This is a genomic window from Ruegeria sp. CL5 (assembly GCF_056536485.1).
The window spans coordinates 25,015-50,675 of sequence record NZ_JBQFPS010000014.1; the positions used below are offsets into that span (position 1 = coordinate 25,015).

The 25,661-nt window shown below is 54.7% G+C and carries 32 protein-coding genes and 1 tRNA gene; 16 read left to right on the forward strand and 17 right to left on the reverse strand.

Annotated features, from left to right (window positions below; translation table 11 throughout):
- Window positions 1–4 precede the first annotated feature (4 nt).
- Window positions 5–430: a MarR family transcriptional regulator gene (locus ACR0IU_RS19615; protein WP_170477091.1), complete on the forward strand. Its 426-nt coding sequence runs from the start codon at window positions 5–7 to the stop codon at window positions 428–430.
- A 61-nt stretch (window positions 431–491) separates the two neighbouring features.
- On the opposite strand, the gene ACR0IU_RS19620 is transcribed toward ACR0IU_RS19615, so the two are convergent.
- On the reverse strand, window positions 492–1,658 hold the full coding sequence (locus tag ACR0IU_RS19620; RefSeq protein WP_480717415.1) for an amidohydrolase family protein: 1,167 nt from the start codon (window positions 1,656–1,658) through the stop codon (window positions 492–494).
- A gap of 225 nt (window positions 1,659–1,883) precedes the next feature.
- On the opposite strand from ACR0IU_RS19620, the gene ACR0IU_RS19625 reads away from it, so the two are divergent.
- Window positions 1,884–2,687: a ferredoxin--NADP reductase gene (locus ACR0IU_RS19625; RefSeq protein WP_480717416.1), complete on the forward strand. Its 804-nt coding sequence runs from the start codon at window positions 1,884–1,886 to the stop codon at window positions 2,685–2,687.
- Window positions 2,688–2,756: 69 nt separating this feature from the next.
- Here the strand turns inward: ACR0IU_RS19625 and ACR0IU_RS19630 are convergent, their stop codons facing one another.
- Entirely contained in the window at window positions 2,757–3,524 is a 768-nt protein-coding gene (locus ACR0IU_RS19630) for a copper chaperone PCu(A)C (RefSeq protein ID WP_480717417.1), read from the reverse strand.
- A 54-nt stretch (window positions 3,525–3,578) separates the two neighbouring features.
- Between ACR0IU_RS19630 and ACR0IU_RS19635 the strand changes: the two genes are divergently transcribed.
- The 6 genes from ACR0IU_RS19635 to ACR0IU_RS19660 all read left to right on the forward strand — a co-directional run bounded on the left by ACR0IU_RS19635 (window position 3,579) and on the right by ACR0IU_RS19660 (window position 9,636).
- Window positions 3,579–4,949 (forward strand): hypothetical protein, encoded by a 1,371-nt coding sequence (locus ACR0IU_RS19635; protein WP_480717418.1) that lies wholly within the window; start codon window positions 3,579–3,581, stop codon window positions 4,947–4,949.
- Between the two features lie 89 nt (window positions 4,950–5,038).
- Window positions 5,039–6,331: an ABC transporter substrate-binding protein gene (locus ACR0IU_RS19640; RefSeq protein WP_480717419.1), complete on the forward strand. Its 1,293-nt coding sequence runs from the start codon at window positions 5,039–5,041 to the stop codon at window positions 6,329–6,331.
- A gap of 30 nt (window positions 6,332–6,361) precedes the next feature.
- A complete protein-coding gene (locus tag ACR0IU_RS19645) occupies window positions 6,362–7,288 on the forward strand; it encodes a branched-chain amino acid ABC transporter permease (RefSeq protein WP_480717420.1) in 927 nt (308 codons plus the stop codon).
- A complete protein-coding gene (locus tag ACR0IU_RS19650) occupies window positions 7,288–8,229 on the forward strand; it encodes a branched-chain amino acid ABC transporter permease (RefSeq protein ID WP_480717421.1) in 942 nt (313 codons plus the stop codon). The genes ACR0IU_RS19645 and ACR0IU_RS19650 overlap by 1 nt, the downstream gene beginning before the upstream one ends.
- Entirely contained in the window at window positions 8,217–8,948 is a 732-nt protein-coding gene (locus tag ACR0IU_RS19655) for an ABC transporter ATP-binding protein (RefSeq protein ID WP_480717422.1), read from the forward strand. The genes ACR0IU_RS19650 and ACR0IU_RS19655 overlap by 13 nt, the downstream gene beginning before the upstream one ends.
- Complete coding sequence (locus tag ACR0IU_RS19660; protein WP_480717423.1) at window positions 8,941–9,636, forward strand: ABC transporter ATP-binding protein; 696 nt, start codon at window positions 8,941–8,943, stop codon at window positions 9,634–9,636. The genes ACR0IU_RS19655 and ACR0IU_RS19660 overlap by 8 nt, the downstream gene beginning before the upstream one ends.
- A gap of 128 nt (window positions 9,637–9,764) precedes the next feature.
- Here the strand turns inward: ACR0IU_RS19660 and ACR0IU_RS19665 are convergent, their stop codons facing one another.
- The 5 genes from ACR0IU_RS19665 to ACR0IU_RS19685 are packed head-to-tail and all read right to left on the reverse strand — an operon-like array spanning window position 9,765 to window position 14,559.
- Window positions 9,765–11,243 (reverse strand): aldehyde dehydrogenase, encoded by a 1,479-nt coding sequence (locus tag ACR0IU_RS19665; RefSeq protein ID WP_480717424.1) that lies wholly within the window; start codon window positions 11,241–11,243, stop codon window positions 9,765–9,767.
- Between the two features lie 8 nt (window positions 11,244–11,251).
- On the reverse strand, window positions 11,252–12,286 hold the full coding sequence (locus ACR0IU_RS19670; protein ID WP_480717425.1) for an LLM class flavin-dependent oxidoreductase: 1,035 nt from the start codon (window positions 12,284–12,286) through the stop codon (window positions 11,252–11,254).
- A 3-nt stretch (window positions 12,287–12,289) separates the two neighbouring features.
- A complete protein-coding gene (locus tag ACR0IU_RS19675) occupies window positions 12,290–13,213 on the reverse strand; it encodes a flavin reductase family protein (RefSeq protein ID WP_480717426.1) in 924 nt (307 codons plus the stop codon).
- Complete coding sequence (locus ACR0IU_RS19680; RefSeq protein WP_480717427.1) at window positions 13,200–13,988, reverse strand: alpha/beta fold hydrolase; 789 nt, start codon at window positions 13,986–13,988, stop codon at window positions 13,200–13,202. Before ACR0IU_RS19680 ends, ACR0IU_RS19675 begins: the two co-directional genes overlap by 14 nt.
- Window positions 13,960–14,559: an amino acid synthesis family protein gene (locus ACR0IU_RS19685; protein ID WP_480717428.1), complete on the reverse strand. Its 600-nt coding sequence runs from the start codon at window positions 14,557–14,559 to the stop codon at window positions 13,960–13,962. The genes ACR0IU_RS19680 and ACR0IU_RS19685 overlap by 29 nt, the downstream gene beginning before the upstream one ends.
- 106 nt (window positions 14,560–14,665) lie before the next feature.
- Here ACR0IU_RS19685 and ACR0IU_RS19690 point away from each other — a divergent pair, with 106 nt between their 5' ends.
- Window positions 14,666–15,511, forward strand: coding sequence for a LysR family transcriptional regulator (locus tag ACR0IU_RS19690; RefSeq protein ID WP_480456463.1), 846 nt, complete (start codon window positions 14,666–14,668; stop codon window positions 15,509–15,511).
- Between the two features lie 203 nt (window positions 15,512–15,714).
- Here the strand turns inward: ACR0IU_RS19690 and ACR0IU_RS19695 are convergent.
- Window positions 15,715–15,798 (reverse strand) — tRNA-Tyr (locus tag ACR0IU_RS19695).
- Window positions 15,799–15,914: 116 nt separating this feature from the next.
- On the opposite strand from ACR0IU_RS19695, the gene rlmB reads away from it, so the two are divergent.
- The 4 genes from rlmB (at window position 15,915) to ACR0IU_RS19715 (ending at window position 18,192) form a co-directional block, all read left to right on the forward strand.
- Entirely contained in the window at window positions 15,915–16,688 is a 774-nt protein-coding gene (gene rlmB / locus ACR0IU_RS19700; RefSeq protein WP_480717429.1) for a 23S rRNA (guanosine(2251)-2'-O)-methyltransferase RlmB, read from the forward strand.
- Window positions 16,689–16,700: 12 nt separating this feature from the next.
- The gene (locus ACR0IU_RS19705) at window positions 16,701–16,973 is read left to right on the forward strand and encodes a hypothetical protein (protein WP_480717480.1); all 273 of its coding nucleotides are present in this window, start codon (window positions 16,701–16,703) and stop codon (window positions 16,971–16,973) included.
- Between the two features lie 175 nt (window positions 16,974–17,148).
- Window positions 17,149–17,520, forward strand: coding sequence for a YHS domain-containing (seleno)protein (locus ACR0IU_RS19710; protein ID WP_480717430.1), 372 nt, complete (start codon window positions 17,149–17,151; stop codon window positions 17,518–17,520).
- A gap of 201 nt (window positions 17,521–17,721) precedes the next feature.
- Window positions 17,722–18,192 (forward strand): CoA-binding protein, encoded by a 471-nt coding sequence (locus tag ACR0IU_RS19715; RefSeq protein ID WP_480717431.1) that lies wholly within the window; start codon window positions 17,722–17,724, stop codon window positions 18,190–18,192.
- 114 nt (window positions 18,193–18,306) lie between these two features.
- On the opposite strand, the gene ACR0IU_RS19720 is transcribed toward ACR0IU_RS19715, so the two are convergent.
- The 4 genes from ACR0IU_RS19720 to hisF all read right to left on the reverse strand — a co-directional run bounded on the left by ACR0IU_RS19720 (window position 18,307) and on the right by hisF (window position 20,801).
- Window positions 18,307–19,020 (reverse strand): LysE family translocator, encoded by a 714-nt coding sequence (locus ACR0IU_RS19720; protein ID WP_480717432.1) that lies wholly within the window; start codon window positions 19,018–19,020, stop codon window positions 18,307–18,309.
- A gap of 69 nt (window positions 19,021–19,089) precedes the next feature.
- Complete coding sequence (locus ACR0IU_RS19725; protein WP_170543578.1) at window positions 19,090–19,656, reverse strand: hypothetical protein; 567 nt, start codon at window positions 19,654–19,656, stop codon at window positions 19,090–19,092.
- Between the two features lie 69 nt (window positions 19,657–19,725).
- Window positions 19,726–20,043, reverse strand: coding sequence for a phosphoribosyl-ATP diphosphatase (locus ACR0IU_RS19730; RefSeq protein ID WP_480717433.1), 318 nt, complete (start codon window positions 20,041–20,043; stop codon window positions 19,726–19,728).
- Window positions 20,040–20,801 carry an imidazole glycerol phosphate synthase subunit HisF gene (gene hisF, locus ACR0IU_RS19735; protein WP_480717434.1) on the reverse strand — a complete coding sequence of 254 codons (762 nt, stop codon included), beginning with the start codon at window positions 20,799–20,801 and terminating at the stop codon, window positions 20,040–20,042. The genes ACR0IU_RS19730 and hisF overlap by 4 nt, the downstream gene beginning before the upstream one ends.
- Before the next feature lie 120 nt (window positions 20,802–20,921).
- Here hisF and ACR0IU_RS19740 point away from each other — a divergent pair, with 120 nt between their 5' ends.
- The gene (locus ACR0IU_RS19740) at window positions 20,922–21,368 is read left to right on the forward strand and encodes a DUF302 domain-containing protein (protein WP_480717435.1); all 447 of its coding nucleotides are present in this window, start codon (window positions 20,922–20,924) and stop codon (window positions 21,366–21,368) included.
- Between the two features lie 12 nt (window positions 21,369–21,380).
- Here the strand turns inward: ACR0IU_RS19740 and ACR0IU_RS19745 are convergent, their stop codons facing one another.
- Both ACR0IU_RS19745 and hisA read right to left on the reverse strand, forming a co-directional pair.
- Entirely contained in the window at window positions 21,381–21,845 is a 465-nt protein-coding gene (locus ACR0IU_RS19745) for a DUF2867 domain-containing protein (protein WP_480717436.1), read from the reverse strand.
- 4 nt (window positions 21,846–21,849) lie between these two features.
- Window positions 21,850–22,572: a 1-(5-phosphoribosyl)-5-[(5-phosphoribosylamino)methylideneamino]imidazole-4-carboxamide isomerase gene (gene hisA, locus ACR0IU_RS19750; RefSeq protein WP_480717437.1), complete on the reverse strand. Its 723-nt coding sequence runs from the start codon at window positions 22,570–22,572 to the stop codon at window positions 21,850–21,852.
- Window positions 22,573–22,705: 133 nt separating this feature from the next.
- Between hisA and ACR0IU_RS19755 the strand changes: the two genes are divergently transcribed.
- The gene (locus ACR0IU_RS19755) at window positions 22,706–23,107 is read left to right on the forward strand and encodes a DUF2147 domain-containing protein (RefSeq protein ID WP_480717438.1); all 402 of its coding nucleotides are present in this window, start codon (window positions 22,706–22,708) and stop codon (window positions 23,105–23,107) included.
- 4 nt (window positions 23,108–23,111) lie between these two features.
- Here ACR0IU_RS19755 and hisH read toward each other — a convergent pair whose 3' ends face one another.
- Both hisH and hisB read right to left on the reverse strand, forming a co-directional pair.
- Window positions 23,112–23,750 carry an imidazole glycerol phosphate synthase subunit HisH gene (gene hisH / locus ACR0IU_RS19760; protein ID WP_480717439.1) on the reverse strand — a complete coding sequence of 213 codons (639 nt, stop codon included), beginning with the start codon at window positions 23,748–23,750 and terminating at the stop codon, window positions 23,112–23,114.
- Complete coding sequence (gene hisB / locus ACR0IU_RS19765) at window positions 23,751–24,338, reverse strand: imidazoleglycerol-phosphate dehydratase HisB (RefSeq protein ID WP_480717440.1); 588 nt, start codon at window positions 24,336–24,338, stop codon at window positions 23,751–23,753. It lies immediately after the preceding gene.
- Window positions 24,339–24,492: 154 nt separating this feature from the next.
- Here hisB and ACR0IU_RS19770 point away from each other — a divergent pair, with 154 nt between their 5' ends.
- Window positions 24,493–24,732: an Lrp/AsnC family transcriptional regulator gene (locus ACR0IU_RS19770; protein WP_010442612.1), complete on the forward strand. Its 240-nt coding sequence runs from the start codon at window positions 24,493–24,495 to the stop codon at window positions 24,730–24,732.
- Here the strand turns inward: ACR0IU_RS19770 and ACR0IU_RS19775 are convergent.
- Window positions 24,729–25,595 (reverse strand): GNAT family N-acetyltransferase, encoded by an 867-nt coding sequence (locus tag ACR0IU_RS19775; protein WP_480717441.1) that lies wholly within the window; start codon window positions 25,593–25,595, stop codon window positions 24,729–24,731. The two genes, ACR0IU_RS19770 and ACR0IU_RS19775, sit on opposite strands and share 4 nt — an antisense overlap.
- Between the last annotated feature and the right edge of the window lie 66 nt (window positions 25,596–25,661).

A 25,661-nucleotide genomic window follows, 5' to 3' on the forward strand; every position in this document is an offset into this window, starting at 1 on the left:
ACTTATGTCAAACAGCGTCGATCCCTACCATCTTGAAGACCAGGTCGGATATCTTTTGCGGCTGGCCAGTCAGCGCCATTCGATCATCTTTCAGAACCGAATTTCCAAAGATCTGACGCCGACGCAGTTTGCCACGCTGATCCGGGTGGCCGAGAAGAAAGAGGTGTCGCAAAATCAGTTGGGCCGACTTGCAGCAATGGATATTGCGACGATCAAAGGGGTGGTTGACCGTCTGAAAGCTAAGGGGCTTTTGCGCGCGACCGCCGATCCCGGTGACAAGCGCCGATCTATCATCTCATTGACCGAGGCGGGCGCTGAGTTAATGGAACAGCTTTACGCTGACGGGTTTGGGATTTCGCATGAAACCCTCGCACCTCTCAAGAAGTCCGAGCAAAAGACGCTTCTGGCATTGCTCAAAAAGATAACCTGACCTTCAAAGATCGCGTTGCCCGCATATTGCGCCAAACAACCCAAGTCACCGAAAATCGAGCTTACAAAATACGTTCCGGCAGGCGTTGTGCGGGCGGTGTGTTGCGAGAACGTTCCGAGCAGATCTCGCCGTCAATGATCGTCATGCCAACACCCGGCAGGTTCCCCTGTGCAACGCTTTCAAGCATGTTTTTTCCGGGCGCGTGCTGCGCTTGGTCCAGAAGGACAAAATCGGCGCAACGACCCTTTTCAATAAGACCCACATCCAGATCTCGCTGCCGTGCCGTGTTTCCGTTGCCAAAGCAGAAAGCGATCTCAGCAGGGACGTTGCCAAAGGCCGACAGCATGGCGATCATCCTTAGGATGCCAAGGGGCTGTACGCCTGACCCTGCCGGCCCGTCGGTGCCCAAGATCACCTGATCCAGTTTGCCTAATTCGCGCGCGGTATTCACCGTAAGCACCGCGGCGCGCTCATTGCCGTTATGAACGATTTCAAAGGCTTGCTTGGTGCAGGTCTCACAAAGGCAGATGATCTGATCATCCGGCAGCGCCGAATGACCTCCGTTGATGTGCCCGATCACGTCGGTACCTGTCTCGATCACCATATCCGCGTCGATGAGGCCGGACCCGGGGATGGATGGGCCACCCGTGTGGATCGTGGACTGAATCCCATATTTTCTGGCCCATTCGACCATCTGGTTTGCGGTTTTGCCGTCCTTGACCGAACCCAAGCCGACTTCGCCCAGATATTTCACTCCGGCGTTGGCCAGTTCGGCGAAATCCTCCTCGACCATGCCATGTTCGATGACAGGGGCGCCGGCATGGACCTTGACACCGGAGGGGCGAAAATTCTCATACCAGCGTTGTGCCGCGATCGACATCGCCTTGAGGCCGATCACATCTTTGGGTCGCCCCGGCATATGAACCTCTCCGGCCGAGATCATTGTGGTCACACCGCCGTTCAGAGTGGAGTCGATCCAGTGGAGTTGTTGCTGACGGGGCGTGTAGTCACCTACCACCGGGTGCACATGGCTGTCGATCAGACCGGGGGCAAGCGTCACACCATGGGCGTCTACGATGCTGGTTGCGTCGTCGGTATCGAGGTCCTTTTCATTGCCCCATGCGTCTATCTTACCATCTATGGCAATCAGACAATCGCCATCAAAAATCGGTTCTTCCATTTTTCCTGACAGGATCATGCCGATGTTCTTTATGACAAGTTTTTCCATAAGATCCTCCCACTATTCATTAGTATACGAATATAATTAGCGGGCATGCGTCAAGATAATTCTGGGACGAGAGGCATTCTTCACAAATCAATTGACAGGATACTCCATTGCCCCATAATCATTAGTATACTAATGAAATGAATGACCTGACAAAGGTGGCTGACAAAGAATGCCTCATGGTTAGGGCATCTGGCCGCTTTATTGGTGGCAACAGTAGGTGATCTGATGGCGCTCGACTCCAAAGAGACAAAGTTCCCGATCCCGGCGGGTGTATTTGCCCAGACCGTAACTGAAGTGCAGCACTATACTGATCGGCTGTTTCGGTTCCGTATGACGCGGCCTGCATCTTTCCGCTTCCGGTCCGGTGAATTTGTGATGATTGGCCTGCCAAATGCCGAGAAGCCTGTGTTCCGGGCCTACTCTGTGGCGTCTCCCAGTTGGGATGAGGAGTTGGAGTATTATTCGATTAAAGTTCCGGATGGTCCGCTCACCGAACATCTACAAAAGATCAAGGAAGGTGACACCGTTTTAATGCGCAGAAAACCAACGGGCACCTTGGTGAACGATGCGCTGCTGCCGGGCAAACGGCTTTGGATGTTTTCTACAGGTACGGGATTCGCGCCCTTTGCCAGTTTGATCCGAGACCCTGAGACCTATGAGAAGTTTGATGAAGTCATCGTCACCCACACCTGCCGCGAAGTTGCTGAACTCACCTATAGCAAGAACCTGGTTGCGTCTGTGAAAGACGATCCGCTGTGCGGAGAGTTTGCGCATGGCCTGCGCCTTTATGCGACCACCACACGCGAAGACTATCCGTTCATGGGCCGCACTACCGATCTAATGACCAATGGCAAGCTGTTTAGAGACCTAGAGGTTCCCCCAATTTCGCCAGATACCGACCGGGGCATGATCTGCGGCTCAATGAATATGCTCAAAGATACCAAGGCTCTACTCGAGGGGTTTGGTCTGGTCGAGGGGTCGAACAGTAAGCCAGACACGTTTGTTGTTGAGCGTGCTTTTGTCGATTAAGAACAACTGCTTGTGTTCTGCTTTTCTGTGATTCACTGAAGGCTTGTCACTTGCCAAAGGCAATCCGCATCATAGTGTAAATCTATAGGTTACCGAGATGGGTGCGCCATTGGACATATAAGGGCGGTGGTCGTTAGAGTTCAGCGCAACAGTTAATTCATAATCGCCGGGCTTCAGCGCTCCGACTTGAAAGCTGTTTTCGTAAAGTCGGCCAAGCTTCAGGCCGTTCAGATAGATATGGGCGTGACCCTGACCATCGATATGCGGTGTGCCGTCCTCGACAAGGACAAACTCGAAGTTTTTAACGCTAATTTGAACAGCAAATCCGTCAGTGCTGACCTGCGGATCCTGAACCAGCGCGATCGTCGGGCTAGGGGAGATTTCGATGCCGTTGGCATTGCTGTGGTCCATTGACGTCATACTGCCGGTTGCCTCTGGGTTCAGGATGCGAGTCACCACCTCGCTACCATCGTCAAAGTTGAGCGCCAGCGAATGATACGTGCCTTCGGGAAAGCTTCCGTCGGGCACTTGCAACATAATATGGGCCCCGTCCATTGCCAGTTGCGCCAGATCGCCGCCAGGCACTACAAGTGGTTTGTCATGTCCAGGGTTCATTAATGACGTTTGGGCTCCAGATGGCGACGTGACGATTTGAAGAATGCGAGGGTCACCGTCATTTTGCAGGTTAAGAGTGACCATGAACTGCGATCCCGACGCCCCCATCGGCGCGGCGCGCCCGTCGCTGACCTTTACAGCAGATTGCGGCGTACCTGCGAATATGTAGGCGAAACCCAACGCGGCCGCGATACCTGCCACAGCAAACCAGCGTTTGCTCATCTGACTTGCCTCCTTGCAAGAATTTGTGTGTATGCTAACGAAGTGAAGTTGATTGTGAAGTCATTTCTAGCGTTAGTTTGCGCCACTATGGTTGCGGGACCAGCCTTTGCTCATGCAGCCGATCAGGGTTTTGTGCTTCTTTTGCCCACCACCGCCTACATCACTGGTGGTACAGCGACTGTGGCAGCGACAATCCTGCTGCTTGTTTGCCTGAGACCAGGGCAGATTGAGGTTATACTGCGGCCCATTACATTGCCTCTCAAGCGCGGTCGAGGCCGATGGTGCAACTGGGGTCAGATCGCAGCCTCCCTTTGTCTGATGTTGTTGATTCTGATTGGTCTAAGGGGCCCAACGGACCCGCAAGCGAACCTCATGCCTTTGGTGCTGTGGACCATATGGTGGATGTTGCTTTTCATGGTGCAAGCGCTGATCTTTGATGTCTGGAAATGGGTCAATCCCTGGCCGGGCTTGCACCGTCTGTTGGCCCCAAATCACAAAGCGCCTCTGACAATTGCAAAAAAACTTTCGATTTGGCCGGCTGTTGTTCTTATGGCGGCGTTTCAGGGCTTTGTTCTTGCCGATGCAGCTCCAAACGATCCGGGCAGGCTTGCGAGTTTCGCGCTTGGATACTGGGGTTTTACAGTACTGGGTATGACCCTTTTTGGGCGCAAATCCTGGCTTGGTCAGGTCGAGTGCTTTTCGGTCTTGTTCGCACTGATCGGCACAATCAGATCGGTGCGCGGGGCAGCATTTGGCGTGCCGGGATGGCAAGTCTTTCACCGTAATCAGTTTGATCTAAGCCATGCGGCCTTTGTAATAATTATTCTCGCATCCGGCAGTTTCGATGGCCTCTACGAGACCTTTTGGTGGCTGGATCAGTTAGGGGTCAATCCCTTGGAGTATCCGGGGCGAACCGCGATGATCTGGCCGACGACGCTTGGCCTCTACACCAGTATGCTACTGCTGACGTGTATTTTTGCGCTCGCCGTTTACTTGGGAACGGTACTGGTGCACGAGACCGTTTCCTTCAAAATAGCATTCAACCGCTTTTCCATCACCTTGCTGCCGATTGCGATCGGCTATCATTTTGCCCACTACTTCGTGACGTTTCTGGTTCAAATTCAGGTTGTAGTCGCAACACTGGCCGATCCTTTCGCGCTTGGCTGGAATCTGTTCGGGCTAGGCAGCCGCCCCGTCAGGGTCGGGTTTCTGACGGTTCCAGAAACTGTGAAGACCATCTGGCTCACCCAGGCGGGTGTCGTTGTATTGTCGCATGTTTTAGCCGTCATCTTGTGCCACAGGACAGCTGAGGCTCTTTGCACATCCCGAAGGGACATTCTGCTGTTGCAATTGGGTCTGTCTATCTTGATGATTTTCTATACGATTTTCGGGCTGTGGCTGCTTTCCAGCCCGCGCGGAGCTTAAAAATGTAGACAACTCGTTAGTATACATACAAACTGATCAAAAAAGAGAGGCGAAACATCGCCCTAAAAACAACAGAGGAGATGAACGCCATGACAAAGACTTCAAAGATCAGTCGCCGTAGTACACTGCTTGGTCTCGGGGCCGGTGCAAGTGCGCTGGCCGCGGGTGGGGTGTTGCCCGGTTCTCTTGGTTTTGCGCAAGCGCAAAGTTCGGCGCCGATCAAAATCGGATTCCAAAAGCACGCGACTGGCATTGGCGCTGCATATGGCCGCTGGTATGACGTGGCAACTAACGCCGCTGCTGCGCGCATCAACGAAATGGGTGGCATCAATGGTCGCCCGGTCGAGATCATCACTGAAGACGACGCAACCGATCCTGGGCGTGGGGCCGAAGTGCTTGAAAAATTTGCCAACCAACACGAGGTAGACGTCGCTTTCGGTACCTTGTTCAGCCACGTGGTAATTGGCTCTGCGCCCCGCGCGGGCGAGTTGAAACTGCCTTATTTTGTTGTCTCCGAAGGTCACCATGTCGCCAGCGGCATGCTGAATCGCTATACGCTGCAACCAGGTATCACTGATGTGAAAAGTCAGGTTATTTCGATGGCACCCTTCGTCGCCGACAATCTGGGTAAGAAGGTCACGATGATTTATCCTGACTTTGCTTTTGGTCATGATCATCGCGACTTTTTCTCGCAAGCGATTGAAGCGCAGGGGGGCGAAGTTGTTGCGAAGATTGCTATTCCGCCCACCGAGACAACCTTTACCCGCTATTTCCCAAGCATCCCGCGCGAAACCGAAGTGATCTATCATGTGATGGTGGGCCCGGCAGTACTGACATTCGTCAAGGAAATGGGCGAATTCTTCGGGCCCAGCCGACCCGAGATTTTTGGTTTTATCGACAGCCTTGAAGCGGTTGATATGCAAAGCCCCGGGCTTGAGTTCCTCGAAGGCACGTATTTCTGGGAAGGCATGCCGCGCTATAAGCAGGCCAACGAATCGGAGGCGGCCTCAGCCTATCGTGCGGCAGTTGGCGTGAACGACAGTGGCGCTGCGATCGATGACCCGGCCAATGTTGCAACTTACGCCCATATGTTCGGGTGTTGGGAAACTATGCATATCATTAAGGCAGGTATGGAAGCAGCGGACTACCAAGGGCCTGCAGATCGCTCAAAACTGATCGAAGCGGTCGAGGCGATGACTGACATGCCGGAATCCATCGAACATCCGCAGGGTGAAAAAGTCTTTAACGGCAAGACCCATCAGACCTTTGGCAAACAGTATATCTCAAAGGTTGGTGATGGCCGTCTTGATGTGGTGCATACCGCGTCAATCGAGGATGGCCTTTATGAAGATGAGGTGGATTACACCACGCAATCCTTCTGATCCCGACATTAGGCAAAAGCGAGACTGGGTATGGACTTCGGGCCTCACCTGATGCTCGCCTCCATCGAGGGGGCGGTCATTTCGGCCATTCTTGTGCTGACGGCAATGGGGCTCAGCATTGTGTTCGGCGTCATGCGCGTTGTGAATGTCGCACATGGCGAGTTCTTCATGCTGGGTGCGGTATTTGCCTGGGCGGTAAGCACGATGATCGGCGGCCATGCTGGTTTCGGTTTCGTGGCCGCCCTGCTTATAGTGCCGGTTTTGGTCGGCTGCATTGCGGCGGGGGTTGATCAGCTGATCCTAAAGCGGATCGACTATGACGTGGACCGGACCATCGTAGCCACGATTGGCGTACTTTATATTGTGCAGCAATCGACGCTGATGCTGTTTGGACCCGAGGCGCGGCCCGTCGCGCCACCATTCAACACTCGTTTGGCACTGCCCTGGTTCGAATTTGGTGCAGATGGATTCCAAATGATCTGGCCCTGGGGGCTAAGCGTGACGACCTACAAGCTGTTCGTGATAGTTGCGGCGATTTCCGTGTTGGGGGTGCTTTGGTTTGTGCTGACGCGCACCAAGATCGGATTGATCATGCGTGCGACGCAGCAGGATCGCGAGATGGCTCAGGCCTTTGGGGTGCCGGTCAATCGTGTGTACTCCTGGGTATTTGGCCTGGGTGCAGGGCTGGCAGCACTAGGTGCTGTGTTAGTGGTCCCAATTCAGCAGGCCCATTATCTGATGGGCGGAGATCCATTGTTGCTGGCGTTTATCGTGGTAATCATTGGCGGTCTCGGAAGTTTGCCCGGCACTGTGATTGCAGCGGTGCTGATCGGAATGAGCGATGGCATTATCTCGGTCTTTTTCTCGCCGACTCTGGCCAAAATCATCGCGACCTTCCTTGTCGCAATGGTGCTTGTGTTTAAGCCGCAAGGCTTGATGGGGCGGGTGGCGGCCTGATGACGGTGTCCAGAACAACCGCTTTGCATTTCGGCACCTTACTTGTGCTTATCGCATTGTTCTTCGTGCTGCCCGCCTATCACGTCGGAGCCTTCTCGCGTATCATGGTGCTTGCGATTTATGCCATCGGGTTCAATCTGCTGTTTGGCTATACCGGCCTACTGAGCCTCGGCCACGCCATGTTCTTTGCCGCTGGAATGTACGGGTTTGGGCTGAGCATGAATTTCGGCGGACTGTCAGTGCTACCAGCTTTTGCAGTTGGCGTCCTCGCTGCGGGATTGTTGGCGCTGGGCGTAGGCTTATTGGCGCTGCGTACCATCGGTGTCGCGTTCATGATCGTGACGCTGATGTTTGCTCAAACCTTCTATCTCGTGATCCTGTATTTCGGAGAATACACGCGCGGTGACGAAGGCTTCATCATTCAACAGGCCCAACGTAACCTCGCTGGGATTGACCTGACAACGGAAACGGCACGTTACTTCGCTGCATTTACCCTTTTCGCCATCTGCTTTCTCGCCATGGCGCGTTTGGTGCAAAGCCCATTTGGAAAGCGACTGGTTGCCATACGGGAAAACGAAGAGCGAGCCCGGATGTTGGGATATGACGTAGGGCGTCTGAAACTTGCTGCGCTGGTTGTATCTGGCCTGTTTTCAGGTGTCGCAGGCGCCGCCTACGCGATGCTGTTCGGCTATGTCGGTGCAAGCTTTGCCGCGGTGCATTATTCTATCTTCCCGCTACTGTGGGTCTTGCTGGGCGGGGCCGGAACCACGATCGGACCTCTAATCGGCGTCATCTTCATGTTCTATCTGATCGACATTTCTAGCGGTTTCACCAACGCATATATGCTTGTTGCCGGTGTTGCTTTGGTTCTGCTGACCCTGTTCGCCCCCCAAGGTATTGCGGGCACAATACGCAAGAGAGCTGTGTCATGGTTGCCGTAAATATCCTTGAGACCAAAGGCCTGACTAAGATCTATGGCGGGCTCCAGGCCAATACTGACATAGATTTCTCTCTGCGAAGGAATGCAATTACAGCGTTGATAGGGCCCAACGGCGCGGGCAAGTCGACATTTGTTGGAATGGTTAGCGGGCGGACTCCACCAACCCGCGGCAGCGTTTCATTCGAAGGCCGGGACATCAGCAAACTGCCCGCGCATAAACGCATGCAACTCGGCATGGCCTATACGTTCCAGATCACTTCGATCTTTCCCGGACTGACGGTTGAAGACAACGTTGCCCTTGCTGCCGGTCGCAGGCTTGCGCATGACAAAGTAGCCCATGCTGAAAAGACGACTGCTGTGCTGGATAGAATCGGATTAAGGGATCGAGCCAGGCAAGTCGCCTCGGACCTCAGTTATGGTCACCAAAGGGTGTTGGAAATTGCCATGGGTCTGGCGCAGGATCCCAAACTTTTCATCCTTGACGAGCCGACCCAAGGTCTGGCCGAAGGTGAAGTTGAAGCGTTTGTGGCGCTCATGCGGACGATGGCCGAAGAAACTACGATCCTGCTGATCGAGCACAATATGCGGGTGGTCGCTGAAACCGCCGATCATGTTGCAGTGCTGGATCAGGGTCGCCTTTTGGCCTCGGGTAGCTTTGACGAAATTCGCGCGAACGCTGCCGTGCAATCCGCCTATTTGGGGGCGCCCGCCGATGTTTGAGATCCAGAATATCCACACCGGCTATGGCAAGGTAAAAGTGCTGTTTGGCGTGTCGTTGACCGTCAGTGCAGGGGAAATTCATTGCCTGATGGGCCGCAACGGGGCGGGCAAAACGACATTGCTGAAAGCAATCATGGGGCAACTACCCCTGAGCCAAGGTGAGGTCATCTTAGATGGTGAACGCCTCAGCGGCCTGCCTGCACACCTCGTGCCACAACGCGGAATCGGCTATATCCCGCAGGGACGGCGGCTTTTTCCTGAGCTTACGGTTTCAGAGAACATCGAAATGGGCCTTTTGGCGCGGGGTGAAGGTGCAGATACACGAGATTGGGTGCTTGAACTCTTTCCCCGGCTCAAGGAACGTCTGAGCCAAGTCGCCGGTACACTTTCAGGAGGTGAACAGCAGATGTTGGCCACAGCCCGAGCGTTATGCCTGCGCCCCAAGGTATTACTTTTGGACGAACCGACCGAAGGATTGCAGCCTTCGATGATCGAACAGATCCGGCAAGTCGTGGTTAAAATGAAAGCAGAGGGCTACGCTATTGTCCTCGTTGAACAGCGTATCGATGCGGTTTTGTCGATTGCTGACCGGATCACCTTTATTGAAAACGGCCAAGATCGTGTGACTGTCCAACCCGCACATGTCGCTGAAGATCAGACGATCCTTACACGCTATCTCGGTGTCTAACAGCATCGACCCAGTTAAGCTTCTGTAAATTTTTCCGGATTTGGGTCGAAATCATCGCTGTAAGCGGTGCCAATTCCGTCACCAATCCGTCAGAAGTTGGCTCAAAAAAATTCCAGTTCATATAAATGTCAGCGCATGGTGAATGGATTGGCCATTGCCGCATCTGACGTATTGATCCAGGTGGTTTTGGTTCTCGTGTAGTCATAAACCACGTCAATCCCGGCCTCTCGCCCATAGCCGGACTGATTAAACCCACCAAATGGGGCAATGGGAGAGACTGCGCGATACGTGTTCACCCAGCAAATCCCTGCTTTGAGCCGTCCTGACACACGATGTGCACGGGCGACGTTTTGGGTGAATACCCCCGCGCCGAGCCCATATGGCGTTTCATTGGCGATTGCGATGGCTTCCTCTTCCGTATCAAACGGGATCAAGGACATAACCGGGCCAAACATCTCAACCTTCAGGGTCTCGATGTCGGCATTGGGGCATTCCACAAGCGTCGGCGCCATATAGTTGCCAACGCGATCCAACCTGCTTCCACCAAAACGGATGCGCGCGCCCCCGGAACGGGCGGCATTTAGCGCGGCCTCTATTTTCTGTATCTGCGCTGACGTACAAAGAGGTCCGATTTGCGTATCGGGTGCAAGAGGATCGCCGACAGTGACGCCCTCCATTTTGGATTCAATCAGAGATACGATCTTTTCAAATACCGGGCGGTGGACAAGCCCACGACTACCAGCCACACAGCTTTGCCCTGATGCGCCAAAATTTCCTGCAATCAATCCATTCGCGGCACCATCGAGATCAGCGTCATCAAAAACGACCATCGGGGATTTTCCCCCAAGCTCAAGCGAGGTAACCGCGAAATTTTCGGCCGAGTTGCGAACGACATGACGCGCAGTTTCCGGCCCGCCGGTAAAGGCGATACGGTCTACATCCGGATGGCGCGTCAAGGGTATGGCGCAGTTTTCGGCATCACCAGTGAGGACCGATACAACGCCAGGCGGAAACCCGGCTTCTTCAATGAGACGGGCAAATTCAAGCAGAGGCGCAGGAGCGATTTCTGAGGCTTTTAGTACAACAGCACAGCCCGCGGCCAGGGCCGGCCCCAACTTGGTTGCGGTCAGGAACATCTGTGCGTTCCAGGGGACGATCGCGACCACAACGCCGATCGGTTCGCGCTGGGTAAACGCATGCATGTCGGGTTTATCAATGGGCAGAACTGCACCTTCGATCTTGTCTGCCAGTCCCGCATAATAGCGATAGTAATCCCCGACATAGGCGGATTGCGCCGCAGTCTCAGCCAGCAGCTTGCCGCTGTCGGTGGTCTCGATGCGGCCGATCTGTTCGGCATGCTCCTCGATCAATTCTGCCAGACGATACAACAGCTTGCCACGCTGAGTCTGGGTCATGTCGCGCCATGTAGGGTCGTTGAGGGCCCGGCGAGCGGCACTGATCGCGCGATCAACATCGTCGGGTGCCGCACAGGCAAAGGTGGCCCAATGTGTTCCGGTGGCGGGGTTTTCCGAGGACATGGTTTGCCCTTGGGTACCGTCGGTAAATTCCCCGTCGATGAAAAGCTGGTAGTGTGGTTTCTGGTCCATCTCTTCCCTCACTGGAATGCTGGCATGACGTCGTCGATAAAGCGGGCAAGCGAGGCGCGCTTACGCTCAAAACTCATGCCGCTGTCGATCCAGAATGAGAACTCATCATACCCTAAATCTTCGTAGCGTTTGATCTGATCAATCACCTCAGTTGCGGTTCCGACCGTCAGATCACGCCGCAGGTTTTCCGGGGCCATCAGCGTGTTGGCAGCGATTTCTTCTGTGGTCAGTTGTTGGATCAAACCTTGTTTCACCGGCCGCTTGTTCTGGAACCACGCACCAAAATAGCAATAAAACCGCGACAACTCTTGTGCAGCTAAATCTACATCGGCTGCATCTTTTCCGACATATGTGTGGTGCAAGAGCATGATTTTGGGGCGTGGCCCAGCATACCCTTCACAAGCGTCATTGAAACGGCCGACGAGACTCTCAATCTCTTCCATCCCTTGCCAGAGGGGGGTGACTTGGATGTTAAATCCGTTGTGAACGCCAAATTCATGGCTGTTGGGATCACGCGCGGCGATCCAGATCGGAGGCCCGTCTTTCTGAACAGGTTTCGGCGCAGAGGTCGTTGCGGGAAACTGAAAGAACTCTCCTTCATGTGCACAATCGCCAGCCCATAGTTTGGGGATCAGGGGCACCAACTCGCGCATGCGTTGCCCGGCCTCCCACGCGTCCATACCAGGCATGAGACGTTCGTATTCATAAGAGTAAGCACCGCGCGCGATGCCAAGCTCGATCCGGCCACCTGTAATCAGGTCCGCCGATGCAGCTTCGCCTGCCAGCTTGATGGGGTGCCAGAAAGGGGCGATGACTGTACCGGTCCCAAGTTTCACATGGTTGGTGTGATTGGCGAGGTTGACCAGTTCCAACAAAGGGTTAGGGGAAATGGTGAAATCCATTCCATGATGCTCACCCGTCCAGATTGCACGCATTCTGGCGTCATCGGCCATTTTGCACAGCTCGATGAAATCGCTGTGTAGATTTTCCTGGCTTTGATCAGGGGTCATGCGTTCCATGTGCGCAAAAAGCGAAAAATCCATGGATCAGTTCCTTTCAATCAAGCTATGAACATCGCCGCGATCCGCATTGCCAAGGTAAAACCCAAAGCTGTTCGTGCGGGATTCGAGCGCATACCGCCGCATCATGTCGGCAATCGCGGAGGTCGTGTATGAGAGGGTCGGCAGGGCATCAGTTGGAATGGGTTGCAACGAAGTTTGTCCGGTTTGCACGCCACTGTGGGAGAGAAAGTAAACATGGTGAGTCTGGCTTTGCGCATCGTCATAGACAGAATAAACCGGGCCAAGCTCGACGGGGCTTCCCTGCAATGCGAGGGCGTCGGTCAGGTCCTGCCGCAGATTGCCAATGTCGCTTAGGCTGATCTGAGGCGGTCGGTATCCATCATCAGTGAGTTCCAGCAAAACGCAGTCGTTTGTGTTGATAATTGCACCACAAGTTGTTGTGCCACCATTCCGGTCCATCGCGGCGCGTTCGAGGCCAAGGCTAAAATACTGCCCGCCGGTATATCCAAGCCCAAGGGCGTCGGATTCAGTGAACGCTTGCACTTCTCCGATCAGGATTTGGTGGTCCCCTGCAGGCAAGGATTGCCATGTGCTGCAAGAAAACTGAGCAATAGCCCCATCGATCAACGGAATGCCGTTCAGATCGAGCGTATGGGGGACCGCGGCGAAACGATCTCCGGTGAAACTGGCGAATGTATTGGATACTTCTTGCTGCCCCTCGGCCAGAATACTAATGGCGAAGTGACTGCAGTTCGAGAACTGGTCAAAGGTCGACAGAAACCGACCCGGACAAACCAGAAGCAGAGGCGGGTCAAGCGAGACCGACGAAAAGGAATTGGCGGTGAAACCGCAAAGCGTTCCGTCATTTGCGCGGCAGGTCACCACGGTCACGCCCGTCATGAAACGGCCAAACGCGCTGCGTAGGGTGCGGGGATCAATCTCTGCCATGAGTTGACTTTCTAGCAAATTCCAGCAGCGCAGAATTGACTTCGGCTGCATGTGTCATGGGCATCATGTGCGCAGCACCTGTGATTATTTGGGCTCTTCCTTTCGGGGTAAGCGAGGCCATGGTTTCAGACATCTCGGGTGTCGAATTGGGTTCGGCGCTCCCCGTCAGGAAAAGTGCGGGGCAGGTCAGCGCAGAGAGCGTGTCGATATCTGGGCCATTTTCATGCGCAAATATGCTGTAGGCTCTGCGGTAGGCCATCGGGTCGACGTTTGTGAGCCAATTTCTGCAAACCTCTTTCTCGATGACATCTGCATCACCGAACCAACGGGCCAGGGTAGGCGTCGGGTCAGCGCCTGTTTCCGTGTCCAAAAGAGATGCGCGCGCTTTTACGGCTTTGGCGGCTGTATCACTTCGATTGAATATGGCATTCAGTGCCGCCACACCCAGCACCTTTCCCTTATGTCGCGCAGCCAAATCCAGTGCGATCATGGCGCCCATGGAATGACCAATGACGATTGCCGGTGTATCTAGGCCGGATGCAATCGTATCTGTATAACCCCGGAGGTCCTGTGCTCCGGCTGGCAAGGCGCTCGCGCCATGGCCCGGCATGTCCACTGCGGTGACACGGAACATTGACGACAAGGTGTCCAGTTGCGCGTTCCACGCTTCGGCCCGAAGCCCGACACCATGTATCAACAGAACCGCTGGGCCGTCACCTTGGCTGATCGCGCGGAGGCGTCCGAAATCAGACCGCGGCCGGGTTGTCCAGATCATGGCCCAATTCCTTCAAATCCTGATAGCGATCTCCAATCCTATGATGCGGGCGTCCACCGGTAGCTGCTCCCAGCACCACCACGATCTCGTCATCCCGCGGAGCATCAGGGATCGAGAATTGGATGGTGAGGTAGTGTGATCGCCGGCCTGCATCGTTTTTGTCCATCAGCGGAACCATGATCGGTGCATTGGCCGTTCCGCGTGTATTGGTAAATGCCAGATAAGATTTGGCGCCGACCGCCTCACGATAAAAATTGCCGAAGCGCAGCGTATGAATTAGCCCCGAGGCATGTTCGACCTCGCCGTTCAGACCAACCACGGCGGCTTTGCCATAAGCTTCGATTGCATCTCCGCCGCCGGCCAGGGTGATCATCCGGTTGGTCATCATCTCTCCCAAAACAGGGCCATAAGCCTGTATTTCGGGTTTCAGGTCCTCAACAAACCGCCCCGCCCACGGGTTTTTGACAACAGCGGCAACAGCGAACATGCGCCAAGGTTGTTGTGTTTCTTTGAAACCTTCGATGAGAACCTCTTCATCATAGGTCACGATCTTCCGTATCTCGGGGCGCATAAATTTCTCCTGTTCGCTACCCGAGAAATTCAGAGATTACACCGATTTTGACAAACGATTGATTTAAGGGCTTATGTATTAAAAAGACTAATGGCTTACTTGACCCATGAAAAAATCACTGCCCCCGCTGACCTGGTTTCGCGCGTTCGAGGCCGCTGCGCGTCATCTGAGTTTTACCGCTGCCGGTGAAGAGATCGGCCTGACCCAATCTGCGGTCAGCCAACAGGTAAAATCCCTTGAAACACGGCTGCGTGCAGCTTTGTTTACGCGCCATGCGCGTGGATTGTCGCTGACCGACGAAGGGCGCAAACTGCTGCCTCAGGTCGGGGCGGCACTGGGGGTGTTGTCTGCAGCGACAGATACATTTGATACTGGGCCGTCAGAGAACCTTTTGACCATCGCGTCGTCAGTCAGTGTTGCCCAGTGGATTATCGCGCCAAACCTTGCTGAATTTCGGAAGAGACATCCGAATATCCGCGTCCGTCTTCTAAGTGCGGTATGGCCGGACGAGTTCAGTTCTGCACGTGCAGATGTAGAAATCCGCTTCGGATCAGAAAAACAGGTAGGAAGAAATGCCAGATTGCTAACACCTAACCGGCTCATTGCCCTCAAATCACCGGGCCTTGAAGGTGGGGTAAGTGATTTGCCGTTGATCGAAGCGGTCGGCACATCCAGCGGATGGAAAGAATGGTCCGCAAAGGTTGAGCCTGTTCCGGAGCCTCAGATTTTTGCGGATTCGTACGGTGTGGCCTTGCACTTTGCTGCCCACGGCAATGGAATTGCGCTTGTGAGCGAACTTCTGATCAAACACGCGATCAATTCTGGTGTGCTTGAAAGGGCGCATCCGGCAACCGTCGAAAGTAACGAAGGATATTACCTGTCGAGCAACGAAGAGAATGAATTTGCAAGGCAATTTCAGGGCTGGCTGTTGGAGCAATTACCACAACAATAAAGAGATCAATGTCTCGAAAACACTAATCTACGAGTGGTTTGCCCTATTTGATACCAGAGACAAATTTCCAGTTAATGGATGTGGGCCATTCGCATTAGTCTAGATTCCCACTTTGCAACAAACAAACAGTCGACCAAAGCGGGCGCAAAGCTTATTGGAACACCCTAAATGGCATTTACCGACCCAAAGACTGAGAAGCTGAATGGTGGGCGACCCTGGAATCGAACCAGGCGTGCGTCTCCGCGAGGGAGTTACAGTCCCCTGCCACACCTTGCGGCCTGTCGCCCACTGTCAGGCGTTGCACCTGACGTGGAGGCGTGATTACTAGCGCGTCTAAAGGGCGTCAACAGGAAAATACCGCTTTGACGCAGGAAACCGAATTCCCGGCCCGGAGGCCCGTAAAATGAAGAAACCAAAGTGGGTCGTCGAGAAAGAACAGGCGCGAAAAGCTGCTGCTGCCGAAACCGTATGGCTGTTTGGATTACATGCTGTTCGTGATGCCTTGATGAACCCGAAACGGCAGAAGTTACGCTTGATCGTGACGCGAAACGCCCGCGATAAGTTAGCGGAATCCATTGATTTTTCCGGGATTGAGGCCGAGGTAGTTGATCCACGGAAATTCACGGCTCCGATTGATCCGGGCTCTGTTCATCAGGGGGCTGCGCTTGAGGTCAAGCCGCTGGACTGGGGTGGGCTTGTCGAGAATTGTATCGGGCAGGAAATCCCGCGTGTGTTGCTTTTGGACCGGGTTACAGATCCGCATAACGTAGGCGCGATTCTCCGTTCAGCGGAAGTATTGGGCGCAAGTGCGGTAATTGGCACGCGGCACCATTCTGCCCCTGAAACTGGCGCACTGGCAAAAACTGCCAGCGGTGCGTTGGAACGGCAACCGTATCTGCGTGTCCGTAACCTGGCTGACACGATCAATGCGCTGCAGGATATGGGCTTTCTGGTTCTGGGTCTGGATGGTGAGGCAGACGAAACTATCGAAACCGTATTGGAGGGCAAACGAACGCAGCCAGTAGCGTTAGTATTGGGGGCCGAAGGACCGGGCCTGCGTCAAAAGACCAAAGAATCTGTGGACCAGCTGGTCAAGATTGACGCGGCGGGCGGATTTGGGTCACTCAATGTCTCAAATGCTGCCGCAATTGCACTATATGCGTCACAGCCCAGATGACAGGAGGTTCACATTTCCACGCCGCACAAAATCGCCACCTGCTGTTATTGTGGAACCCGCGCCGCGCTGGTTCTTAGGGGGAAACAGCAACATGAACTAAGTTGCTCAAGCTGTGGTGCGCCTTTGCATAACCTCAAGATGGTTCCAAAGGCCAAGCTTGTTGATCGTCCGGTCCAGAAATCCAGGCCAACCCATTACAACAAAAAGAATAGGAAGAAGAAAAAGGGCCTGTTTTCGCGCGTATTGGACGAGGCCTGGGATGCTATTGAAGACGTTTTCGATTGAAGACCGCACGCGTGTTCACAAGGGCGTCATGGGGGTTTTCGTGACCAGATGAAATGTGCAACTTAAAACCCTCTCAAAATCAATCGATGAATCAGTGATGCTGTCCCGACGTTCCTTTTTAACCAGTCTCGCATGTCTCGCCGTTGCGCCTTCAGTAAGAGCGCAGGAAAGGCCGATGTTCTATTCTGACGGCGGATTGGCTGTTTCTGGTTATGATGCGGTCTCATACTTCAGGATCGGAACGCCTACGCTGGGGAAATCTGATTTTTCCCTGATGTGGAAGGGGGCCGTGTGGCAGTTCACATCGGAAGAAAATCGTGACAGATTCGAGCGCAACCCACGGGCTTTTGCTCCTCAGTTTGGTGGATATTGTGCGTTTGCGATGGTGCAGGGGATGCTCAGCAGCACTGACCCGCAAGCATGGCAGATCGTTGACGGAAAGTTGTACTTGACCCATTCGGAAGCGATTGAGCGTATCTGGAAACAGAACGTGTCGCAGAACATTCGCGAGGCCGAGGGGCATTGGCCTCAAGTTCTGTATAACTGATCGGCAAATCTCCGCCAATTGTGAATTGTCATCACAAAAATGCGCGCCCCCTCTTTTTTTTCACAAACTTAGGCTTAAATGTCACAGTGACCGCGGAATGGAACTGCCGCGGGTCATTTCACTGTCCCTCGTTCCAACAACTGGCGCTCAGGCAAGACCTGAGCGCTTTTTTCTTTTTGACATGACGTCTAGGGTGCGATCATGCCTGATTACTCTGACCAGTTCCTGACCACAGTGTTGAAACGTACCAAGGTTGTTGCCGTTGTTGGCGTGTCGATGAATCCGGTAAGGCCCAGCTACTACGTTGCGCGTTACTTGTCGCTCAAAGGCTATACGGTGATTCCGGTGAACCCGGGGCATGCCGGTAAACCTCTCTTCGGTCAGACGGTCAGGGCGTCGTTATCCGAGATCTCTAAAGCGGTAGACATGGTTGATATTTTTCGACGCTCTGAAGCCGTTCCGCCTATCGTTGACGAGGCTTTGGCCGAGTTGCCGAATCTACGCACAATCTGGATGCAGATCGGCGTAGAACATGCCGAGGCAGCCGCCAGAGCGCAGGCCCGCGATATTGACGTGGTCATGAACCGCTGCCCCAAAATCGAATATCAGCGTTTGTTTGGTGAACTGCGGATGGGTGGGTTCGCCACCGGGGTGATTTCATCTAAGTTGTAGAGGGCAGAATACTTAGGGGCATTGCTATTAAGTGATATACACCTTGGCGTGAGGTTCTACACTTCTCGCCTGGTATGGTTCTTCACTCAGGACAGTTTCGCGTAACAAGCGAACTTACGATACTAACATCCAGATCGCCACTGCTGCTAAAACAGACCCAAAAAGTCGGTTGAGTTTTTGGGCGCTTTCTGGGCACCGGAAGAAGCTTGCGATCCAGTCTCCAACCAATGTCCACACCACGAATGCTATTAGGTTGTTAAGTGTAAAGACGGTCGTGATCAGAATGACAGGGGCGAAATTGCTCGGGCTTTCTGGTCTCAGAAACTGCGTAAACATCAAAGCTATGATGACATATGCTTTTGGATTGAGCAGAAGCAGAATTGAACCGTCCATAAACGTGGCCGGCTTCGCGTCCTCTGCACCTTGAAGCGTTCCCGCTCGCAGCATTTTCCATGCAATCCAAAGAACATAGAGCGAACCCGCGATTTTCAGGATCGTAAATAGTTGAGGAAAACGCTCAATGGTCGCCAGAAATCCAAAGCCGATTGCAGCTGTCACGAACCAAGTCGCGATGTGGTATCCGGCGTTCGCGGGGACGGTAGCGCGGAACCCGAACCGCGCACCATTGGCCGCAAAAAACATGTTTCCGGGCCCGGGGCTGTAAGCGAGCGGAAGCAAGAACAAGATAAGCGTTAGTGTGGTCTGATACATTCCGAAATTCCATGATGAATGGAATTTCAGGCTTAGGCGGTTTGTCCCTCTCAGAGCGACCCGTTTCATGCGTAATTTTCCAGGCCGATGCCTTAGACTTGACTTTGAGGTCGCCATCTGGGCGACCTTACCGGTTCTCGGTTGGTTGAATGGGGAATACCCCAGCCAGCAGGCATCCAGCAGGGTTTAATTCGCAGGCAATGACGTTATATGCCCCGCCTGTTCCTTACGACGCTTTTCCAGAACCACTTCGCGTGGAACCCACTCGTAACGGGTGTCCTCAACCAAGGGCGACCAGAATAACACTCCACCATAGCGCCAGGGGTCCAGGACGACGCCGTCATACATGCTCTCGCCTTTGCGGCTGATGATGGCGGTGCTGTGGTCGATGCGGAACGGGTTATCCGCATTGGCGATAGCGCGGTGCAACTCGAGCGTATGGAATTGTTCCTGATCCAGACGACGCTCGATATCCTCGGCCCAATGCCAGCACAGGCCACGCGGACGCAGACCCTTATTGACCTTGGCGTTATGGATAAGTGGAGGATCGGTGATTTCGTATTCTTGCACCAGTTGCGCAGTATAGGCATAGGCGATGCGGGCGGCGCGGGTGGCTTCTTCCGGGTCGATATCGGGACCGAGGCTTTGGATCTCGGCCGCAAGCCGCTGGACCTCATCTCCAGAGGAAGGGGGAGGGGTGGCACAGGCCGCGAGGGTGGCAAGTGCTGCTGCGAACACCAAAGCTCTGATCATCTGCGCGCCCTTTGCCTCAATGCACCCGAACCCGGAGTATAGCGGGCCGGGTAATTGCACGAAACCCGCTTAGACTTTTGGCCGGGATGCCTTTTCCATGATGCCGCTGGTGCCCTGTCGACGGGCCAGTTCGCTCAACACATCGTCCAGCGCCACATCGCTCGCAGCCAGCATGACCAGCAAGTGGTAAAGCACATCCGCCGCCTCAGAGGTCAGCTTTGTGTTGTCGCCCTTGGCTGCCTCAATGATCGCTTCGATAGCCTCTTCACCAAATTTCTCAGCACATTTCTCAGGGCCTTTGGACAACAGCTTGGCGGTCCAGCTGCTGTCAGGATCCGCCCCTTTGCGGGCCTCAATGGTTGCGGCCAAATCGTGTAGAATACTCATGTCAGCCTCATTGGAATGCCGGCGGCGGCCATATGTTCTTTGGCCTCTTGGATGGTGTATTCGCCGAAATGGAAGATCGAGGCCGCCAGAACGGCGCTGGCCCCGCCCTTGGTGACGCCTTCGACCAGATGGTCCAGATTGCCGACGCCACCGCTTGCGATCAATGGTACATCGACGGCATCTGAAATCGCGCGGGTCAGGGGCAGGTTGAATCCAGCCTTGGTGCCATCGCGATCCATCGAGGTTAGCAGGATCTCTCCCGCGCCCTTGGCTACAACGGTCTTGGCAAACTCAACCGCGTCGATACCGGTGGGCTTGCGACCGCCATGGGTGAAAATCTCCCACTTGCCGGGGCTAACGGTTTTGGCGTCGATGGCGCAGACGATACACTGGCTGCCGAACTGGTCCGCCGCCTCAGCAATCACATCCGGGTTGGCCACAGCGGCCGAGTTAAAGCTGACCTTATCGGCTCCTGCCAACAGCAGGGCACGTACATCATCCTTGGTGCGAACTCCGCCACCCACGGTCAGGGGGACAAAGCATTGTTCTGCCGTGCGTTGGACGACATCAAACATGGTGCCGCGATTTTCGTGGGTTGCATGGATGTCGAGAAAGCAGATTTCGTCGGCTCCAGCAGCATCATAGGCCTTGGCGGACTCCACCGGATCACCTGCATCGCGTAGGCCCACGAAATTCACACCTTTGACCACGCGGCCATCAGCGACATCCAGACAGGGAATGATACGGGTTTTCAGCATTGGGTATCCTCTGTTGCGGGCACCTCTACCGGCAAAGCCTCGCCGATGCCAGACTTGTGATTGTGATCTACCGAGAAGCCATGGAAATTAGAGGTGAAATTCATAAAAAGGATTATCCAGATGCGACATCTTATTTTGGCTTCAATAATCACATTCGGAGGTGCGCTGTCCGCCATGGCTGACGACATCATCAAAGTACAAACCAATAAAACAGTGGCCCAGGCGCTGGACGCCCTCGAAGCTGCGGTAGGCAATGCAGGCGCGACTGTATTTGCCCGTATCGATCACGCTGCTGGGGCAGAAAAGGTCGGTACTCCGATTGCACCCAATCAGGTGCTTATCTTCGGCAACCCAGCACTGGGCACGCCTGCGATGCTGATCGATCCGCGCGCCGGGTTATTTCTGCCTCTGAAGGTGCAGGCTTATGAGGATGCGAATGGTCAGGTATGGCTGGCTTACGAAGACCCAAAAGAGACCATGGATGAACTCGATGAGGTCGAAAAGTCACCGGTCATCGAAAAGATGCGTGGCGCATTGAAAAAGCTGACCACAGCCGCAGCTGGCTAGTGGGGCTTCGTGTCAGTCGCTTGCGCGGCTCACCCGTGCAAGCGCGTTGCGCGCAATCAGGATGTGAAAAGGCAAAATAATCGCCAAGTATAGTCGCCCACCCAGATTGTGTCGATGAACCCAGGTCGCGAGGGAAATACGACCGTCTTCGGAAAAGACAGACACGCGGAAATCGAGGTGACGGTCATCGAAGCCAGCGATCACCTCGCTCGCGTCATCGTGCTCAACCGGAAAAATACCCACCTTATCAGTTGCTTCTGGCCCTGTGTTATCAAGCCCAAACGGGGCGACCAGGATGCCGCGCAGTCGAACCAGCGCCTTGGCCCACGAAGGGAAATTGGTGATAACCTCTGCCGCCTGACGCGGCGAAAGATCAGAAACCACGCTGAAACAATCCAGAAAATCGCCATCTTCCAGTCGGCTATGCAGCAGACTCTTGGTTGGCAGTTCGGATCGCTTCACGCGTGATTTGAGCATCGTACTATTCTCTGAGTGTTGTCAGAGCCTCTTTCAGATCGATGGCGCCATCGTAAAGCGCGCGCCCTGAGATCGCACCATTCAAATCTGCGCCACAATCACGCAGGGCAATCAAGTCGGAAATAGAAGACACACCACCCGAGGCAATGACCGGGATGTCGACAGCTTTGGCTAGGTCAGCAGTGGCTTCGATATTTGGTCCCTGCATCGCACCATCCCGGTTGATGTCGGTGTAGATGATTGCAGCGACGCCAGCATCCTCGAAACTGCGCGCCAGATCGGTGACCTGAACATTGGTCTCTTCAGCCCATCCTTTGGTGGCAACCATGCCGTTGCGGGCGTCGATTCCGACGGCGACTTTGCCAGGGAAAGCTTTGGCTGCTTCGCGCACCAGATCGGGGTTCTCGACCGCGACAGTGCCCAGAATCACTCGCGCCAGGCCTTTCTCGATCCAGGCCTTGATTGTTGCCATGTCACGAATGCCGCCACCTAACTGAGCTGGAACATTGCACTCCCTCAGAATAGCTTCAACCGGGGCTGCGTTTACCGGCTCACCGGCAAAAGCACCGTTCAAGTCAACCAGGTGCAGCCATTCACAGCCAGCTTCTACAAAGGCGCGGGCTTGCGCGGCGGGGTCTTCATTAAAGACCGTCGCCTGGTCCATTTCGCCGCGCAGCAAGCGCACAGCATTGCCGTCTTTGAGGTCGATAGCGGGGTAGAGGATCATGTCAGGCGGCCCTATATCTTTGTTACACGCGCGGGATATCGCACAGGCGGGGCAGGGGCGCAACGCGACGCAAAGTCAATCTTGCGGGGTACCGACCGGCAGGTCAGACTGTCTGCAAAACAGGGAGACAACAATGAAGACATATACTCTTGCAGCTATGTTCGCTGCGATGGCCACAACTGCCTTTGCCGCCGATCCGGTGGACGGTTTGTGGAAGACTGCCCCTGGAGATACCGGCGGTTATCTGCATGTGACGATTTCCGAATGCGGCAGTGCCATTTGCGGTACCATCGACAGTGCGTTTGACGCTGAGGGCAATCAGCAACTGGAATACGAAAACCTTGGGAAGCAGATCATCTGGGACATGGTGCCAGATGGTGCCGGTGCCTATAGCGGCGGCAAAATCTGGGCACCGGACCGCGATAAGACCTACAACTCAAAAATGTCCCTGAATGGGCAGAACAAACTGACTGTAAAAGGTTGTGTCGCCGGTGGGTTGATTTGTCGTGGGCAGGATTGGACCCGAGTTCAATAAACGATCAGGGCGTCCAGGTCAGGAAATTCCCGATCATGCGCAGGCCAACGTCCTGGCTTTTCTCAGGGTGAAACTGCATCCCGACCATGGTGTCGCGGCCAATCACGGCCGTGACTTCTTGCCCATACTCCACATAGGCCAATCGTTGGACCGGATCGGTCACCCGAAAGTGGTAGGAGTGTACGAAATAGGCGTGATCGCCTGATTTGACCCCGTCAAAGACCGGATGGTCGCTTTCCAAAACCAGATCGTTCCAGCCCATATGCGGAACCTTCAGGGTACTGTCCGAGGGTTCGATCTTCACGACATCACCAGCAACCCAGCCCAGACCGTCAGTCTCAGCGTATTCATGGCCTTTCGTCGCCATCAGTTGCATACCAACGCAGATGCCCAGAAACGGGCGGCCCTTCCGTTCGACCGCCTCGACCATCGCGTCATAGATGCCCTTGTGGCCGCGCAACTCGGTGGCGCAAGCCGGAAAGGCTCCGTCTCCGGGCAGGACCAATCGATCCGCGCGCGCAACAACGTCAGCGTCCGAGGTCACGACGACTTCGCCAGCATCCAGCTCGCGCGCCATGCGTTGAAACGCCTTCTCTGCCGAGTGCAGGTTACCGCTCTCGTAGTCAATGATTGCTGTCAGCATCTACAGCGCGCCCTTGGTCGAGGGAATCGCATCCGCTTTGCGGGGATCGGTCTCGACCGCAAAGCGCAGCGCGCGTGCAACGGCTTTGAAAGCCGCCTCGGCAATGTGGTGGCTGTTAAAGCCGTGTAACCGATCGACATGCAGGGTTATGCCACCATGGGTGCTGAGCGCCTGAAAGAACTCACGCACCAACTCTGTGTCGAACGCACCGATCTTGGGTGTCGGCAGGTCCACGTTCCAGATCAGGAACGGACGGCCCGACAGATCCAGCGCACAGCGCACCTGTGCGTCATCCATGGGCAGGTGGCACTCGCCGTAGCGTCGGATTCCCTTTTTGTCACCTAAGGCCTGTGTCAGCGCCTGACCCAGAGCAATCCCGGTATCCTCGACCGTGTGGTGGTCATCGATGTGATAATCACCCTTGGCGCGGATCGTCATGTCGATCAGCGAATGGCGCGCCAACTGGTCCAGCATGTGGTCGAAGAACCCAACACCAGTCTGGTTGTCATACTGGCCGGTGCCGTCCAGATTGACCTCGACCGAGATCTCGGTCTCGGCGGTCTGACGGCTGATCTTAGCGCTGCGCATGGGCGAATTCCTTTTGCTTCAGGCGCGCTTATAGACGCGGAAGCGCGACCTATCCAGACTGCTTTGAGCCATCGCTACAAACTGTTGCAGGGGATTGCACCCGGGCGCGGCCCATGTCAGCCTGCGGGCAACACGAACCATCAAGGCTTGGCCCATGTCCACCTGCGTCTTCATTCAGATCCGCTGTAAACCCGGCACCACCTACAAGGTAGCCGAAGAGATTGCCCTCCGCGAAATCCACTCGGAACTGTATTCCACCAGCGGCGAATATGACCTGTTGTTGAAGCTCTACATCCCTGAAACCGATGATGTGGGCCATTATATCAACGAAAACCTGCTGGTGATTCCCAATATTGAACGCTCGCTGACCACGATGACGTTCAAGGCATTCTAGCCCAGTTCAAACGTCGTCACGCCGAAGACCCGGTTCAGGTCAATCTCGGGTACGTGGTCGGAATACATCCGTGCAGTCTCAAAGACTTTCTCCAGCCCAAGCTCTTCGGCCAACGCGAACGCTGACACATTGGGCTGTGGCATATCGATGAACACTTCGTGCGCGTGGTGATCCTCGGGAATCGACGGGAGAACAGCGGCCAGCAACGCCTTCGCGATTTCTGTAGTGTCCGCAAACAGCGGGCCGATCTTGTAACCCGTAAGACAAGGGCGCAGTGTTACATAGCCCCTGATCCTGCCGTTCTCGGTATAAAGCTTTGAAACGTGTCTGAAAGCACCAAGCCAGCTTTCCAGAAACAGATCGCGTGGTGCGGGGAACAGTGCGCGATCATATTCCTTCAGTTCATCTGACGCTTGATTCAGACCCGATATATGGCTGTTTGGCTCACTCTCTAGCTTGGCCAGAATCCGGTGTTTTGTCCCTGCGAAACGATAGTTGTTGTAGGCAAAGGAAAAGCCAGACTTACGATAGTTATCCTGCTGTTCGACCACGCCATCCAGGCCCATGTTTCGACCCGTGCAATGGCTCAGCGCAAGCTGTGCGATTTCAAGCCCGTGGCCGTGGTGCCTGAACTCGGGCTTTACGATGTAGAAGCCCAAAAAAGAAAAGCTGTCGTCGTAATTCACTGCCGAAACAGATGAGATCATCTCACCATCCAGGAACCCGCCAAGAAACCCATCAGGGTCTGTTGGGCGAAAACACTCGGCATCATGCACACCCGGGTTCCAACCTTCGCGCCCGGCCCAATCCACGGCGTGCTGAACCTCGGCTTTTGTGAGACGGCGTATGTCATAGCGCGGCATGGTCAGGTTCCTGTTTTATGGCTGTATTGGTCAGAGTGGCCCAGCCCGCCGAAAAGAACCAGCCCC

What these genes read in the sequence shown, in the direction of transcription:
- ACR0IU_RS19615 (WP_170477091.1), top strand. Translation starts at nt 5, where the DNA reads ATGTCAAACAGCGTCGATCCCTACCATCTTGAAGACCAGGTCGGATAT.
- ACR0IU_RS19620 (WP_480717415.1), bottom strand. Translation starts at nt 1,658, where the DNA reads ATGGAAAAACTTGTCATAAAGAACATCGGCATGATCCTGTCAGGAAAA.
- ACR0IU_RS19625 (WP_480717416.1), top strand. Translation starts at nt 1,884, where the DNA reads ATGGCGCTCGACTCCAAAGAGACAAAGTTCCCGATCCCGGCGGGTGTA.
- ACR0IU_RS19630 (WP_480717417.1), bottom strand. Translation starts at nt 3,524, where the DNA reads ATGAGCAAACGCTGGTTTGCTGTGGCAGGTATCGCGGCCGCGTTGGGT.
- ACR0IU_RS19640 (WP_480717419.1), top strand. Translation starts at nt 5,039, where the DNA reads ATGACAAAGACTTCAAAGATCAGTCGCCGTAGTACACTGCTTGGTCTC.
- ACR0IU_RS19645 (WP_480717420.1), top strand. Translation starts at nt 6,362, where the DNA reads ATGGACTTCGGGCCTCACCTGATGCTCGCCTCCATCGAGGGGGCGGTC.
- ACR0IU_RS19650 (WP_480717421.1), top strand. Translation starts at nt 7,288, where the DNA reads ATGACGGTGTCCAGAACAACCGCTTTGCATTTCGGCACCTTACTTGTG.
- ACR0IU_RS19655 (WP_480717422.1), top strand. Translation starts at nt 8,217, where the DNA reads ATGGTTGCCGTAAATATCCTTGAGACCAAAGGCCTGACTAAGATCTAT.
- ACR0IU_RS19660 (WP_480717423.1), top strand. Translation starts at nt 8,941, where the DNA reads ATGTTTGAGATCCAGAATATCCACACCGGCTATGGCAAGGTAAAAGTG.
- ACR0IU_RS19665 (WP_480717424.1), bottom strand. Translation starts at nt 11,243, where the DNA reads ATGGACCAGAAACCACACTACCAGCTTTTCATCGACGGGGAATTTACC.
- ACR0IU_RS19670 (WP_480717425.1), bottom strand. Translation starts at nt 12,286, where the DNA reads ATGGATTTTTCGCTTTTTGCGCACATGGAACGCATGACCCCTGATCAA.
- ACR0IU_RS19675 (WP_480717426.1), bottom strand. Translation starts at nt 13,213, where the DNA reads ATGGCAGAGATTGATCCCCGCACCCTACGCAGCGCGTTTGGCCGTTTC.
- ACR0IU_RS19680 (WP_480717427.1), bottom strand. Translation starts at nt 13,988, where the DNA reads ATGATCTGGACAACCCGGCCGCGGTCTGATTTCGGACGCCTCCGCGCG.
- ACR0IU_RS19685 (WP_480717428.1), bottom strand. Translation starts at nt 14,559, where the DNA reads ATGCGCCCCGAGATACGGAAGATCGTGACCTATGATGAAGAGGTTCTC.
- ACR0IU_RS19690 (WP_480456463.1), top strand. Translation starts at nt 14,666, where the DNA reads ATGAAAAAATCACTGCCCCCGCTGACCTGGTTTCGCGCGTTCGAGGCC.
- rlmB (WP_480717429.1), top strand. Translation starts at nt 15,915, where the DNA reads ATGAAGAAACCAAAGTGGGTCGTCGAGAAAGAACAGGCGCGAAAAGCT.
- ACR0IU_RS19710 (WP_480717430.1), top strand. Translation starts at nt 17,149, where the DNA reads ATGTTCTATTCTGACGGCGGATTGGCTGTTTCTGGTTATGATGCGGTC.
- ACR0IU_RS19715 (WP_480717431.1), top strand. Translation starts at nt 17,722, where the DNA reads ATGCCTGATTACTCTGACCAGTTCCTGACCACAGTGTTGAAACGTACC.
- ACR0IU_RS19720 (WP_480717432.1), bottom strand. Translation starts at nt 19,020, where the DNA reads ATGGCGACCTCAAAGTCAAGTCTAAGGCATCGGCCTGGAAAATTACGC.
- ACR0IU_RS19725 (WP_170543578.1), bottom strand. Translation starts at nt 19,656, where the DNA reads ATGATCAGAGCTTTGGTGTTCGCAGCAGCACTTGCCACCCTCGCGGCC.
- ACR0IU_RS19730 (WP_480717433.1), bottom strand. Translation starts at nt 20,043, where the DNA reads ATGAGTATTCTACACGATTTGGCCGCAACCATTGAGGCCCGCAAAGGG.
- hisF (WP_480717434.1), bottom strand. Translation starts at nt 20,801, where the DNA reads ATGCTGAAAACCCGTATCATTCCCTGTCTGGATGTCGCTGATGGCCGC.
- ACR0IU_RS19740 (WP_480717435.1), top strand. Translation starts at nt 20,922, where the DNA reads ATGCGACATCTTATTTTGGCTTCAATAATCACATTCGGAGGTGCGCTG.
- ACR0IU_RS19745 (WP_480717436.1), bottom strand. Translation starts at nt 21,845, where the DNA reads ATGCTCAAATCACGCGTGAAGCGATCCGAACTGCCAACCAAGAGTCTG.
- hisA (WP_480717437.1), bottom strand. Translation starts at nt 22,572, where the DNA reads ATGATCCTCTACCCCGCTATCGACCTCAAAGACGGCAATGCTGTGCGC.
- ACR0IU_RS19755 (WP_480717438.1), top strand. Translation starts at nt 22,706, where the DNA reads ATGAAGACATATACTCTTGCAGCTATGTTCGCTGCGATGGCCACAACT.
- hisH (WP_480717439.1), bottom strand. Translation starts at nt 23,750, where the DNA reads ATGCTGACAGCAATCATTGACTACGAGAGCGGTAACCTGCACTCGGCA.
- hisB (WP_480717440.1), bottom strand. Translation starts at nt 24,338, where the DNA reads ATGCGCAGCGCTAAGATCAGCCGTCAGACCGCCGAGACCGAGATCTCG.
- ACR0IU_RS19770 (WP_010442612.1), top strand. Translation starts at nt 24,493, where the DNA reads ATGTCCACCTGCGTCTTCATTCAGATCCGCTGTAAACCCGGCACCACC.
- ACR0IU_RS19775 (WP_480717441.1), bottom strand. Translation starts at nt 25,595, where the DNA reads ATGCCGCGCTATGACATACGCCGTCTCACAAAAGCCGAGGTTCAGCAC.